The 14,813-nt window shown below is 38.1% G+C and carries 7 protein-coding genes; 1 reads left to right on the top strand and 6 read right to left on the bottom strand.

Features of this window, described 5'->3' with window-relative positions; all coding sequences use genetic code 11:
* Nucleotides 1-18 precede the first annotated feature (18 nt).
* The 4 genes from ACP3T3_RS19865 to ACP3T3_RS19850 all read right to left on the bottom strand — a co-directional run bounded on the left by ACP3T3_RS19865 (nucleotide 19) and on the right by ACP3T3_RS19850 (nucleotide 8,914).
* Nucleotides 19-1,467 (bottom strand): SusD/RagB family nutrient-binding outer membrane lipoprotein, encoded by a 1,449-nt coding sequence (locus tag ACP3T3_RS19865; protein ID WP_426477456.1) that lies wholly within the window; start codon nucleotides 1,465-1,467, stop codon nucleotides 19-21.
* A 9-nt stretch (nucleotides 1,468-1,476) separates the two neighbouring features.
* Nucleotides 1,477-4,437: a SusC/RagA family TonB-linked outer membrane protein gene (locus ACP3T3_RS19860; protein WP_426477455.1), complete on the bottom strand. Its 2,961-nt coding sequence runs from the start codon at nucleotides 4,435-4,437 to the stop codon at nucleotides 1,477-1,479.
* A gap of 487 nt (nucleotides 4,438-4,924) precedes the next feature.
* Nucleotides 4,925-5,671 carry a glycerophosphodiester phosphodiesterase family protein gene (locus tag ACP3T3_RS19855; RefSeq protein ID WP_426477454.1) on the bottom strand — a complete coding sequence of 249 codons (747 nt, stop codon included), beginning with the start codon at nucleotides 5,669-5,671 and terminating at the stop codon, nucleotides 4,925-4,927.
* Between the two features lie 156 nt (nucleotides 5,672-5,827).
* Nucleotides 5,828-8,914 (bottom strand): carboxypeptidase regulatory-like domain-containing protein, encoded by a 3,087-nt coding sequence (locus ACP3T3_RS19850; RefSeq protein ID WP_426477453.1) that lies wholly within the window; start codon nucleotides 8,912-8,914, stop codon nucleotides 5,828-5,830.
* Between the two features lie 321 nt (nucleotides 8,915-9,235).
* Here ACP3T3_RS19850 and ligA point away from each other — a divergent pair, with 321 nt between their 5' ends.
* Nucleotides 9,236-11,242 (top strand): NAD-dependent DNA ligase LigA, encoded by a 2,007-nt coding sequence (gene ligA, locus ACP3T3_RS19845; RefSeq protein WP_426477452.1) that lies wholly within the window; start codon nucleotides 9,236-9,238, stop codon nucleotides 11,240-11,242.
* Between the two features lie 717 nt (nucleotides 11,243-11,959).
* Here the strand turns inward: ligA and ACP3T3_RS19840 are convergent.
* Both ACP3T3_RS19840 and ACP3T3_RS19835 read right to left on the bottom strand, forming a co-directional pair.
* Nucleotides 11,960-13,675: an ATP-binding protein gene (locus ACP3T3_RS19840; RefSeq protein WP_426477451.1), complete on the bottom strand. Its 1,716-nt coding sequence runs from the start codon at nucleotides 13,673-13,675 to the stop codon at nucleotides 11,960-11,962.
* 5 nt (nucleotides 13,676-13,680) lie between these two features.
* Nucleotides 13,681-14,790: a sensor protein KdpD gene (locus ACP3T3_RS19835; RefSeq protein ID WP_426477450.1), complete on the bottom strand. Its 1,110-nt coding sequence runs from the start codon at nucleotides 14,788-14,790 to the stop codon at nucleotides 13,681-13,683.
* Nucleotides 14,791-14,813 lie beyond the last annotated feature (23 nt).

The following is a 14,813-nucleotide window of genomic DNA, read 5'->3' as shown; positions in this document are numbered from 1 at the left end:
TAATCTTTAAATTCCAACTTATTTATTCCACCACATTTTTACATTGATGTTGTCTCCTCCCATCGATTGTACGGCTGCATTATAATTATCTGTATTCATTACTTTTGTAGTGGTAGGATACATAAACCTTACAGGCATCTGCCCGCCGTTCTGAAGTCCGCCGTTATTGGGCAATACCGGCAGCTTTGTGCGTCTGTATTCGTACCATTGCTGATGGTCTACAAAAAACAGGGAAATGTATTTCTGAAGCATAATTTTTTCCAGGGAACCATCATATGCTACTTTAGGATTGCTGAAATAATTGGACGGAACTGTTGCTCCCCACTGCTCAATGATAGATTTCACTCCGGTTTCGTAGTAAGTTTGCTGGTTTCCTGCGATGATTCCTTTATTGGCTAATTCTGCCAGGATAAACTGAACTTCAGAATAAGTCATGATTAAAATCTTTAAAGGTGCTTTCGCCAGATTCTGATTAAGGTTGGAAGGCTGATAGTTGAAAGATGTTCCCAAGGCGTATCCTGAAGGAGCTCCTTTATAACCAAGATCTTCTCCTGTTCCTGCTTTCGCTTTCGTGAAAAATAGGCTCAGTCTTGGGTCATTATTGTCTTTCATGGCATTCACAAAGAATTCACCTGCAGCCCTGGAAGCTGTAAAATCCTGTGGACGGGCTATTGGCGGCAGATAGGGAGATATTCCGGAAAGCGGCAGCACCGCACTATCTGTATTATTCTGAAAAATGGGATATTGAGCCGGATTATTGATAATTTCCTGAATTCTTTCATACACATTTACTTCTCCGTTTCGGTTTAGAATTCTTGTTAATAATCTTAATGAAAGAGAATTACAGAATTTTTTCCATCCTAAAATCCCCGTCTGGCTGTTGGTGTTGGCATTATAAAACAGATCGGTTTCCGTTAATGTCTGATTGGTATTGAACAACGAGTTGGCTGTTTTCAGATCATTTAACAGCTGAATGTAGATCTCTTTCTGCTTATCATATTTTGGTCTTAAAATATTTTCTTCAACTTTAAGTGCTTCAGATAAAGGTATATCTCCGAAAGCATCGGTAAGGTTGGAGGCAATCCATGCGCTCAGGACCATTGAAATAGCGAGGTAATTATTATTCTGTTCTTTGTCTGCATATTTTCTGAGATCATTTACCTGCTTAAGCCATCTGTAAGAAGTATTCCAATAGCCATTGCCACTTTTTTCGTCCATGTAATATCTGCTGTAGGAATTTCCTTCATTGGGAAAGTCTAAAGCAATCTGCATCATATCAAAAGTGAAATCATCTGCCCTGTTGTAGCCGTAGCTCGCCATTTCATACTGGATGGGAGCAAGAAGGCTTCCTACTGACGGATCTTTGATCTTGCTGGTATCTGTATTGATTTCTTCAAATGTTCTGTCGCAGGACTGAAGCATGAAAACAGAAACTGCCAATGTCAGATTTATAATTATTTTTTTCATTTTTAAAATTTAGAATTTAAGATTTAACTGAAAACCAACTGTTCTTGCTGCCGGAAGTTGTCCCATTTCCACTCCGGGAGTAATGGTTGCATTATCCAACGTAGCCACTTCGGGATCAAACATTGGAAATTTGGTCCACATCCACAGGTTCTTTCCGAAAATGGCAATGGTAAGATCATCCAGACCTATAGATTGTATGGTTTTTTTCGGGAAAGAATAGGCAATTCTTGCGTCTCTCAGCTTAATAAAGTCTGTACTGAAGCTGTTGGTTTCCACATTGGCCCTTCTATAATAATCTCCGTAATAAGAAGATACCAGTACTCCTTTTGTATTGGTACTGAAGGATCCGTCAGGATTCTGAACTACTCCATCTCCTACAATCATTCCGCCAGGATTGTCTCTTCCCGGAAGGGTAGATTTCAGCTTACCCTGTTCAGACATTTTATGATGTGACTGAGAATAAGCAATACCACCATACTGACCGTCAAATGAGAAACTGATCGTAAAGTTTTTAATTCGGAAATCATTCTGAAGACCGGCTCTCCATTTCGGAAAAGCATTTCCTACTTTTTCAATATCTGCTGGTCTTGCAGGAAGTCCGTTATCGCCATAAATTACTTTTCCATCCGGAGTCCTTAGTAATTTAAAGCCATACATATCGCCCAATGAACCTCCTACTTCCATTTTATAGAATACTACATCTCCTACGTTGGAAACAATACCATCGAATCCTTCCGGTAAGGTCATCACCCTGTTTTCGTTGGTAGACCAGTTTCCGCCAACTTTCCATGAGAAGTCTTTACCTTTTATGGCTAAGATATCCGCTGAAAGTTCAAGACCTCTGTTTCGGATTTTTCCGGCATTGATGATCCTTTTGGAATATCCGCTTTCTGTAGGCATCGATACCGGAATAATCTGGTTTTCACTGAAATTCTGATAGGCAGTAAGATTAAGGTTCAATCGGTTTTTGAAAAGGCTGAAATCCATACCGGCTTCAATATTGGTATTTTTTTCAGGCTTAAGAGATGGATTATTAAAAGTTGTAGGCGCCACCACACTCCCTGTAATATTGCTTGCTGTATAATAGTTATCCAAAAGATAAGGATCACTGTCTATCCCTACTTTTGCCCATGAAGCTCGCAGTTTCCATAAGTTCAGATTATTGCTTTTCAGATTAAAAATATCTGAAAGAATGAAACTGGTACTCACCGAAGGATAAAAGAAAGATCTGTTTTGCTTTGGAAGTGTAGAGCTCCAGTCGTTTCTTCCGGTAACGTCCACAAATATTTTATTGTCATATCCCAGGGTAAGTAACCCGTACACACTGTCTACATGTTTATCTCTTGGCGCCGGATATTTAACAGGAATATTAAGCGCATTGGTAAGGCTGTATTCCCCTGCTGTTTTCAATCCGATGGCCTGATAATCATTCAGCAGGTATTCATTATAACGGATGCTTCCCCCTGCTGATGCTGAAATACTGAATTTATTCCAATCGGCTTTATAAGAAAATAAAAGGTCGTTATTATATTCCTGGTTTTTGATAAACTGTTCTCTGTAGAAACCTTTCAGGTAATTGGCAGAGCTCCAGGGTCTTTTGGTCGTTCTTTTTTCGTTCAGGATTTCAATACCGGACCTCAGCATTACACTGAAATTCTTATTAAACTGATAATCCGCTGTGATATTTCCTGTAATAGTCTTCTTTCTGACTCCATTCAGCATTTCATAAGCAATCATATATGGATTGTCAATATAGGAGCTGAACGGATGGATTTGGTCAACCTGCTCCTGCCCCGGCTTCCAGATCGGCTTATACCACTCCAGATCTACATTGGGATTCTGGAAGATCATGAAATAGGAAATCGACTGGTTGTTGTATCCTGTTGCAGGAAGGTTATCACTGGAAGTAGTGTTATAGGCAAATTTTGTTGATATTTTTAATTTTTGGGTAAGCTGATGGGCAAATGATAAAGCAAAATTGAATCTGTCGAAGCCTGTATTCGGCATCATCCATTCGTTATTAAGATAGGTAAGCGAAGATCTGAAACTTGTTTTCTCGTTGGAGCTTTCTACTGAAATACTGTTCGAGTAAGTAGAACCTGTTCTCCAGAAACCTTTGATATTATTTTCATAAGGTCTCCATAATTGTCTTTCCTTGCTCTGTCCCATTACAGTAGGATCGTATTGGAAATAATACTGCCCGGCAAATTTTGGTCCGAAAGCACTACTTGTGCCGCCCGTACTTGGTCCATCAGGAGAAAGACCATAGGAGTAATAAAAACTACCATTGTTTGTTGCCAGTGTTCCCTGTCCGTATTCATATTGCCAGTCCGGCCATTTCAAGACGGAATCAAAGCTTGAGGAAGAGTTAAAAGTTACTCTTAATTTTCCATTCTTTGTTTTTCCGGATTTTGTGGTGATCATTAAGGCACCATTGGCAGCACGGGAACCATATAATGCAGCTGCAGAAGCTCCTTTCAGTACAGTTACAGATTCAATATCATCAGGATTGATACTGTTTAATCCGTTTCCAAGGTCAATAGGAACATCACCTCCGGAACCGGCTCCATACGCTGCCGTACCGGAACCTGTGGTAGAATTTCCCAATGGCACTCCATCCACTACAATCAGAGCATAGTTATGATCCATCATAATGGATTTTTCTCCTCTTAATGTAATTCTGGAAGTTCCCAACGGCCCTGCTCCGGCCGTCTGGATTTTAAGACCAGCCACTTTTCCTTCCATCGACTGTGCCCAGTTATTATTCTGGGTTTCTTCAAATGTTTTGGCATCTACTTTCTCAGCAACATACCCTAAGGCTCTATCATGCCTCTTGATTCCCAAAGCAGTCACTACTACTTCATCAAGTCCTTTAATGGTATCTTTTTTAGCTTTCTGCTGAGCTGCCAGATTAACGCTGACAAATCCTAACAGTGACAAAACCAACAGTTTTTGTGTCTCTTTACGCATTTCCTTTTTGTTTGCGCAAAATTAAAACGACATTACAAGGATGGTCTTAACACAGTTTTAACGTTTCTTAAAAATTTATTAAACCATATGTTAATCAAGTCTTAATAATATTGGATAAAAACCTCAATAGTAAACACTTAAGCAATTAAGTATTTTTAATACGGTTCCAAAGATTCATTTATGTATCTTTATTGTCTTGCTTTGAGATAATACCATATAAAACACACAAAAAAATGATTTTCAGTAACATATACTACATTCAATTATACTCTATCTTTCGATATTATTAAAAAGATTTGGTTAACGTCAAAAAAGAAACAGTCTGCCCTTTTAAATAAGGCAGACTGTGTAAATTATGATTGTTATTGGTTTAACCGAGATGTCTTTTAAACCACCCCGTCAAAAATTCAAAGAATTTTTGCCACCCCTCCAAGGAAGGGGAATATTTCATCCTTCAGTTGTATTATTGGTGAAGGATATTCAATCGTTATTTATTCTTTAGCTGATCTGGAATATTGGTTGTTACAAACCCGATTCCCTGCTTTTTTAATTCATCATATACGGCAACGTCATTTACAGTCCATGAGTTGGTAATTAATCCTAAAGCTTTTGCATCAGCAATCCAGGTAGGATTTTTCTGGAAAACGCTGTAATGATAATCCATACCGTCTAAGCCTTCTTTTTTGATCTGCTCAGGAGACAGCTCACCGTTCAGATATTGAACTTTAAAGGCAGGAGCCAGCTTTTTAATCTCTTTACAGATATTAAGACTGAAAGAAATAAACTCACTCTGAGATTCCAGCCTCATATCTTTGATCATTTTGATGGTTTTCTGCGTAATCTCGTTTTCAATTTCCGGAGTCTTGGCCGGTTTGATTTCAACAATTAATTTCAGAGATTTGTCTTTTTTCCCCTGTTTCAAATAATCTTTTAATGTAGGAAAGCTTTCTCCGTTGGATAATTTCAATGCTTCTAATTCTTTGAAACTTGTTTCCGAAATTTCCATTTTACCATGGTGTTCATCATGGTTGATGACCAATACACCATCTTTGGTCATTCTTACATCAAATTCAGACCCATATATTTTTAATTTCTGGGCATTTTCCAATGATTGAAGTGAGTTCTCCGTGGTAGGAGGCTGAGTCTGGAAATATCCTCTATGGGCAATGATCCGCGTTTGTGCTTTCATCATAACTGTACTTAAAACTGCTAACCCTAAGATAAAATTTTTCATAATATAATTTAGATAATTAAAAATAAAGTCTTGGAACTTTCTGATAAAGGTAGTTATTAAAAAATTGAAACTACAAAGACATACAAGGTTTTTAGAGTAAAGCCAGGTCAAGAGCAGCTTACTTTCCTGTATGTCTTCTGTAGTTCAAAAAAGATATTAGAAGGAATACTTCGCTCCTATCTGGATCTGGTATGGATTTCCGGACATTGGAACCAAACCGCCACCGCTTACGTTTTTGGTGTATTCATACTGCATGGTATCTTTATTAAACTTGGTCACTTTGTACAGAGAGGTATTTCCGTATGAGTTGTTTACACCCCATTCTTTGTTTAGCAGGTTTGCAACGTTGAAGATATCTACAGAAAGTTCAAAAGCACCTACTTTATCAAATTTTATTTTCTTTGCCACACGCAGATCCCAAACTCCATAGAATCCGTTTTTACCTCCGTTACGTTCTGCAATTTTACCATTGTACTCGTTGATGTAATCTTTCAGAGCTTGTCCCACTTGCGGATCATCCAGAATAGATTTAGTGATATTCGGGAAGATAAAAGCAAGATCATTGGAGTCTACGAAGTCACCGTTGATGTTTCCGCCTGTGGTTGCAGAGAAACGAGTTCCTCCGATCCCTGAATATCTGATTCCTAAGGTAAATCCCGCAATGGTAGGAGAGTTCCCGTAGATCACTACTTTGTTACGGAACTGGTTATCAGAATAGGTCATTCTCAAATCTCTCGGATCACTTTGAATCATCGTAGACAATGTTGCAGAGTTGGCTACGTTTCCGTTGTACGAGGTATTATCTTTGATATCAGACCATGTATAACTTGCGGTGATCTCTCCGTCTTTCCAGTAACGGTAACTTGTATCTATGACAAATGAAAACTGGTTTACTTTACCATCACTCACCAGTTCCAATACTCTACCGAAATTATTATTGATTCTTCCCTGTTTCCAGTCGAAACTTACACTATTATTGGCATTATTGGTAATAGCACCTGTAGGGATAAACACGCCTCGTCCGCCTTCATTGGCTAAGGTAAAGAAAGGATTGGCCACCATGTTTCTGTCGTAGTAATAGTAATTATTTCTACCTAAAGCCATGTATCCTGCAATTCCTGCCCTGAATCTTTCATTGAAGAAATGGGTATAAGAGATATTCGCTTTATAAACGATTGGAATTTTTGCGTCCTTACCGGTATAGTTAATAGTTGGAATCTGATACTGAGAAAGTGAAGGAACTGAATTATAATCATTTCTATAACTGTTAAAATCAGGAGTAAGCCCAATTGCTGTAGGATTGACATCCACTGTAGCAAGATGTTTCCCGTCGAATACAAGGTTGTTAATGATCATATAATTGTTGATATCGGAAGAGAAAATTCCGGCACCGAACTTAAGGAAGTCTTTATTTCCTTCATTGATATTCCAGTCAAACTGGAATCTTGGCTGAATTACAAATGATTTGATCTGGTTATCGGTTCTTATTCCCATTTCATCAAACAGTTTCTGGTTGAATTCTGCTTTCGGGTAACCTCCGTAGTCTAATCTTAAACCGGCCATTAAATCAAGACCTTTTGCCACTTTGGTCTGGAATTGCCCATATAGACCGATGTTCCAGATGTTTGATCTTACAGACGGGTCTTCCATCAAAGGAACTTCCCTGTAGAACCGGTAAGGGGTCATCGCATCAAAGTTACCCATTCCCTGGAAATGGAATCTTCCGTTCACTTCACTTCCATACACAGATTTTGCTGTTGTATACATAAGATCTGCTCCGAAAGTATATTTTACTTTATCGGTATTGTAATATAAGTTATCTACGATCTGGAATACATTGTTCCTAAAGCTTTCCTGAGCAAAACGGTGTCCTCCGATCTGAATATTGGTAGACCCCACGCTTGAAGCCACTCCTTCCACAATAGCTCTTGGAACAGGTTTCCCCAATTGATTGTTCTGGTAACTGTCCTGGAAAGTGTAAAGATACTGAGCTTTTAATTCATTGGTTAAATTAGGCTTCAGATTTGATCTTAAAGTCAACAATAAACTGTTGTCAAGGTTTTTATCATTTCCATAGGATTCGAAGAAATTGATATTGGTATTATCCCCCAATCCGTTTTTATTAAGATCGTATGTAAAGTTATTTCTTAATGTCAGTAAGTGCTTCTCATTGATCTGCCAGTCTAAACGCAAGAATCCGGCATCCGAGTTTCTCACCTTATCAAACGTTCCAAATTGCGGGCTGCTACCTACCCCATATTTTGATCTTGCAATATCCAGAAACTGATTAAGGGTCTGCGTGGTAGTATTGAATCTCTTCTCATCATCCGGAGATTTGATATCTGCAATCACCAAAGGTCTTGAATCCAGCTGGTGGTCCCAAGCCACGAAGAAATGAAGTTTATTTTTAATAATAGGTCCACCCAAGGAAAATCCGAACTGGGAAGTGGAGAAATCATTATCTCTTTTGTTTCCCCTGATATCATACGGACTGGAAAGCCAGTTGGTTCTTAAATATTCCCAGGCGCTTCCTGAAAATTTATTGGTTCCTGATTTGGTAACGGCACTTACGGTTCCTCCACCGCTTCTTCCCAATGTTACATCATATTGGTTGGTTGTGATTTTGAATTCACGTACGGCTTCAATGGAGATTGAAAACGGTGCACCGCTCCGGCTGGTGGTAGATCCTGCAGAAGTTGGGTTTTTTGCAGTCATTCCGTCAATCGTAAAGTTGGTGGAAGATCCCAACTGCCCGGAAAGATTTCCTCCCTTTCCGCTAAGCGGAGATAGCTCGGTAAGATTGGTAAAGTTTCTTCCGTTTACGGGAAGCATACTGATATTTTTAGCAGAAATTGCTGTAGCAGCTCCCAGGTTTCCGATTTTGTTTTTAAGGTTTCCGGTAATCTTTACTTCTTCAATCTGTTTTTCATTCCCAAGATCCACATTGACTGTAACCTGATCACCAAAATTGACATTGTACCCTTCTTTTTTATCATCATTGACAATAACTGTATAAGGCCCTCCAAGAGGAATTTCCTTAAAAATATATTCCCCTTTTGAGTTGGTTTCCGTTTCGGTCCTGAATCCTGTGGACTCATTCACGATCGTTACTTTCACTTTTTCCTGAGCCGTACTTCCCGGCCCGGTAACTTTCCCTACAATAGAAGCCTGTGTGGTCTGTGCATACGCCATAGTCCCAAGCCCTAAAAACAATAATCCCAGTACAATCTTTACTTTTTTCATTCTTCCGAAGATCTATATTTATTAATTTTTTGATGATCACCAGGAAACCTCTTTGATTTTCATGTCACTAGATCATGTTGAGGTTTCTTTAATTGATGTGCAAAGGTATTTTGACTTTAATAGCAGGTGTTTAATAAAGTTTTAACATTTTTTTAATTAAATCAGAACGTTATGTTAAATTACTTTAAACACAGGATGTATTTCCTACAGAACCAACCTGTTAAAGCATATTACGGATTTTTAATTTTCCCATACTATTTAATTCTGTTATTTTTTAAATGCGATTACTTTAGTTATTTTTGCTTAAAAGATAGAAAAGCAATGTCTGAAAACATTCAACAAAAGATAGAACAGCTCCGCAAAGAGCTTCACCAGCATAACGAAAATTACTACCAGCTGGATACGCCCACTATTACAGATTACGAGTTCGACATGCTTTTGCAGGAGCTTCAGGATCTGGAAGTCAAGCACCCCGAATTTTATGATGAAAACTCTCCTTCAGTACGCGTAGGTGGTGGTATTACCAAGGTTTTCCCTACGATTCAGCATAAATTCAGAATGTATTCACTGGATAATTCCTATGATTTTGATGATCTGGAAGACTGGGAAAAAAGGATCATCAAAACGATTAATGATCCGGTAGAATTTGTTGCTGAACTGAAGTATGACGGTGCTTCTATTTCCATCCTTTATGAAAACGGAAAACTGTCACAGGCAGTTACCCGCGGTGATGGTTTCCAGGGAGACGAAATTACCCCGAACGTAAGAACCATTTCAGATATTCCCCTGACTTTAAAGGGTGATTTCCCGACTCACTTTTTCATGCGCGGAGAAATTTATCTGACCAGAAAAAACTTTGACAAAATCAATAAGCTTCGTGAAGAAGAAGGTCTTGATCCTTTCATGAATCCCAGAAATACAGCCAGCGGAAGTTTGAAAATGCAGGACAGCGCTGAGGTAAGAAAACGCGGACTTTCTTCTGTACTGTATCAGTTTATTTCTGATGAAGTTCCTACACAAACCCACTGGGAACTGCTTCAGAAAGCGCAGCGCTGGGGCTTCAAAACCTCACAGCAGGCCAAATTATGTAAAACAATGGCAGAGGTGAAGGAGTTTATCACGTTCTGGGATATGGAACGCCATAACCTTCCTTTTGAAATTGATGGTATTGTATTAAAGGTTAATTCATTGCAGCAGCAGAGGCAGCTTGGGTATACAGCCAAGTCTCCGCGTTGGGCAATGGCTTATAAATTTAAAGCAGAAAAGGTAGAAACAGAACTTCAGAGCGTGTCTTATCAGGTGGGAAGAACGGGTGCCATTACTCCTGTTGCCAACCTTAAGCCTGTTTTGCTGGCCGGAACTATTGTAAAAAGAGCTTCTCTTCATAATGAGGATATCATCAAGAAGCTGGATCTTCATGAACATGATTTTGTATATGTAGAAAAAGGAGGCGAAATTATTCCTAAGATTGTAGCCGTAAACACGGATAAAAGAACAGAAGAGAGCAAAGAAATAGAATACATCAAACATTGTCCTGAATGTGGTACCGAACTGGTAAAAATTGAAGACCAGGCAATTCATTTCTGTCCGAACGAACTTCACTGTCCGCCACAGGTAGTAGGAAGAATGATTCACTATGTTTCCAGAAAAGCATTGAATATTGACAACCTTGGAAGTGAAACTATTGAACAGCTGTACAGAGAAAAACTCATCGAAAATCCCGCTGATTTCTATGTTTTAACCAAAGAACAGCTTCTTCCGCTGGAAAGAATGGCTGAGAAATCTGCGCAGAATATCATCACAGGAATCGAAAAGTCTAAAGAAATTCCTTTTGAGAAAGTATTATATGGAATCGGGATCAAACACGTAGGAGAAACAGTTGCCAAGAAACTGGTGAAAAACTTCCCAACGATTGAAGAGTTGAAGAGTGCAACTGTAGAAGAACTTTGTCAGGTAGAAGATATCGGGGCTAAAATTGCAGTAAGTATTGTAGAGTTTTTCCAGAATTCTGAAAACGTTCTGATGATCGAGCGTTTAAAATCTTACGGAGTACAGCTTGAAAAAGGAGAAAGTACGAATGAAGTTTTATCTAATGTTTTAGAGGGAAAAACATTTCTTTTCACCGGAAAATTGTCTTTATTCACCAGAGAATCTGCTGAGGAGATGGTAGAAAAGCATGGCGGGAAAAATATTTCTGCGGTTTCGAAAAACCTTAATTATCTAGTAGTAGGTGAAAAAGCAGGAAGCAAACTGAAAAAAGCTCAGGATATCGGAACAATCCATATTTTAGATGAGCAACAGTTTCTGGATTTGATTGAGAAACAATAAGTTTTAACAATATTTTCACAAAAAAACCATTGATTTTTTCCAATGGTTTTTTTAATATTTTTTGACCGTACTCAATATTTTACTTGAAAACAATAATCGTATACGGATTTTTCTTCCCTGCTTTAGGCAGGATCAACCTGATATGTTCTTTATTCTTATAGTAATCTACATAAGGTTCTTTAGTAATGATCTTCCTTTTTCAGTTTCTTCATAGCCACCTGCCAAGATCAGTTTAAGATATTGATCATATTCTTTTTTATCTTTAAACTCAAATTCAATCCTGTCTTCTGATTTTTCTTCTGCATATTCAAATTTTCCGATTTTCGAGGTGTAATCGGGGAATCATAAACCGCCACAGCGGCCAAAGGGAGATAGATAAACTAATCCATTGATTTAAATGAACAGAATTACAAGTTTTTAATTAAGAAAATCATATATTTTCTTACATTACTGTCCGATAAAAAGTATAAATACATTGAAAATATCAATATTTACGGCATGTATTAACAGGTCGCTCCTCTGGAGCTATTTTTACGGGGATTTCATTTTTTTCTACTAACAGTAGATCCCGATGGGATCAAATCCAGCTCCAATGGGAGCTAACTGTTAATAGGACGTATTTGTTTTAAAATTATAGCTCCGGAGGAGCGACCTGTTAATTATGCTTTAATTTAATCGGTCAAGAATGATTTTCTTATTCAAAGATATAACAAATACTTATGAAACCGGCAGTCTGAAGTAAAACGTACTTCCGTTATTCAGGGAGCTTTTCACTCCTATTTCTCCGTGTTGTTTTTCAATAAAGTTTTTTGAAATGGCCAACCCTAATCCTGTCCCGTTCTGATGTTCTCCCGGAACCTGGAAATAGCGGTCAAAGATCTGACGGTGGTATTTTTCATCAATCCCGCTTCCGGTATCGATAATACTGAACTGAATGAATGAGTTCTGCTTTTCTACCACAATCTGTATTTTTTCATCCTGAAAAGAGTGCTTTACGGCATTGGTCAGGAAATTATTCATCACCCAGACTGTTTTATCAAAATCTGCAGTTACACCATCAGTTTCTTCCAGAAGATATTCTGTGCTGATGGAAATATTTTTCTGTTCGGCCAGTTTTTCAACATTCTTTACAGCCGTCTGTACAATTTCTTTAGGAGAACATTTATCTACGGTCAACCTGATATTTCCGGACTCTACCTGAGAAAGATTAAGCAATTCACCTGTGATATCCAGTAAACGCTGTCCGTCTTCATTGATGCTTTTTAACAATTCCTGCTGCTGCTCATTCAACTCCCCGAACTTTTGGTTTCCAAGAAGCTGAACTCCCATTTTGATAGCTGAAATTGGGGTTTTCAGTTCATGGGAAATGGTTGCAATGAAATTGGTTTTCGCAAAATCAAGTTCTTTAAAAGGGGTAATATTTCTCAGCAAAATTACCTTTCCGATATATTTCTTCTCTTTTTCTCCTGTTTTTACAATATTGATGGGAACAATATCCTGTTCAAAATAATTCTCTTTATTATCACGGACAATCTTAATCGGATCTTTTACCGGGTGGTCAACATTTTTTAGCAGTTCACGTATCAGATCGTTGTTGATTGCCACTTCATGAGCCGTTTTTCCAATAATATCTTCTTTATGAAGATTCGTGATTTTCAGAGCTTCATCATTAATCATGTAAATAAAATGATTCTCGTCCAGACCGATAACTGCATCATGCATATTGTTGACCAGTGTTTCGATTCGTTTTTTATCCATCAGCTGTTTAGAAAGCGTACTGCTTTCGTACTCCTGAAGTTTCTCCGCCATCGTATTGAATGAATCTGCCAGACTGCTGAACTCTTCACTTCCTTTGAAATGAACTCTTTCATTATAGTTTTTATCAGCAATCTGTTTGATACTGAAAGTAAGCTGATTGATGGGCTCTGCAATTGTTTGTGGTAAATTGAAAAGCAGAATAAAAGCAATCAGAAAGCATACGGTTCCTAAACTTACGATCCAAAAGGTGGCATTTTCTGCTGTAATAATCGCAATATCACTTTTCCGTTCTATGCCTTTCATATTCAAAGACATAATCTTGGCAAGATCCTCACGGATGAGTTTTTCTTTATGGATATCCGGTGTTTTCAGATAACTGCTGAAATGCATATTGAGGTTCTGAGTGGCTTCTCTTTCTCCAAATTCTGTAAGGTTTTTTTCCTGCAGCTTATTATTTTTTCGAAAATCTGCTATCGCAACAGTACTGTCTGTACTGATGTTATCCAGCGCCAGAAGCATATTTTTGGAAAATTCCAGACTGTTATAATTGGCAGTAAGGATCTTTTCAGTATCGGATTTTAATTTATTGATGTATACAGAACCTATCACTGAAAGCAGAACGATCAGCAGAAATAAAAGGCCAACGCCTAAGGTAAGTTTCGTTTTAAGTTTCATTATTTTTATGATAAAATAATAATATCTATCTGTCTTTCATTCAGCCTGTTCATAAGGGTATAAATCCAGCTGTATCCGAGCATTCGCTGCCAGAAACTGGCATGAGGCTTTCCAATGCAGACTGTTGTGATATTATGGGCAATCACAAATTCAAGAATTCCGTTGTGAACACTGCTTTCTTTGATCCGGACTACTTTGGCACCCAATTCCTGTGCTAAATTAAAATTATTAATTAAATACCGCTGTTTATCGAGTGCAATTTTTTCCGGATTTTCAGATGGCTTCTGAACGTACAAAACAGTCCATGGACTGTTATAATAGCTGGCTAATCTTGCTGTTTTCCGGATAATTGTTTTGGCAATTTTCTCGTTGCTGCTGATGCAGGCGAGGAATTTTATGGGTTTAAAATTTTCGGTTTTGATTTCTGTTTCTACCTTTTTTTCTACATGAGTGGCTACTTCTTTTAAAGCCAGCTCACGAAGCTGTAGAATATGCCCGCTTTGGAAGAAATTACTGAGTGCTGTCTGAATTTTTTCTTTTTTATAGATTTTCCCTTCTTTTAGACGGGTCAGCAGCTCATCAGTCGTTAAGTCAATATTGACTACTTCATCGGCGAGTGCCAATATTTTATCCGGAACACGCTCTGTTACTTCTACGCCAGTGATTTTCTTTACTTCTTCATTCAGGCTTTCGATGTGTTGGATATTCATGGCACTGATGACATTGATTCCATTATCAAGGATTTCCAGTACATCCTGCCATCTCTTTTTATTTTTGGAACCTTCTACATTGGTATGAGCCAGCTCATCTACCAAAACTACTTCAGGATGTTCATTAATAATGGCCTGAAGATCCATTTCCTCAAGGTTTTTTCCTTTGTAAAAAACCGATTTTCTTTCAATTTCAGGAAGACCTTCTGCAAGGGCTACGGTTTCTTCCCGGCCATGGGTTTCAATATAGCCAATTTTTACATCAATGCCATTTCGCAAAAGAGAATGCGCTTCCTGAAGCATACGGAAAGTTTTTCCTACGCCTGCACTCATCCCTATATAAATTTTGAATTTTCCTTTACGGGATTTTTGAATCAGTTCTAAAAAATCTTTTGCTGATGACATTGATTTTATTCTTTTTAATTTTA

The organism is Chryseobacterium sp. CBSDS_008 (assembly GCF_049959325.1).
GTDB lineage: Bacteria > Bacteroidota > Bacteroidia > Flavobacteriales > Weeksellaceae > Chryseobacterium.
This window is presented reverse-complemented; position numbering and strand designations above follow the sequence as displayed.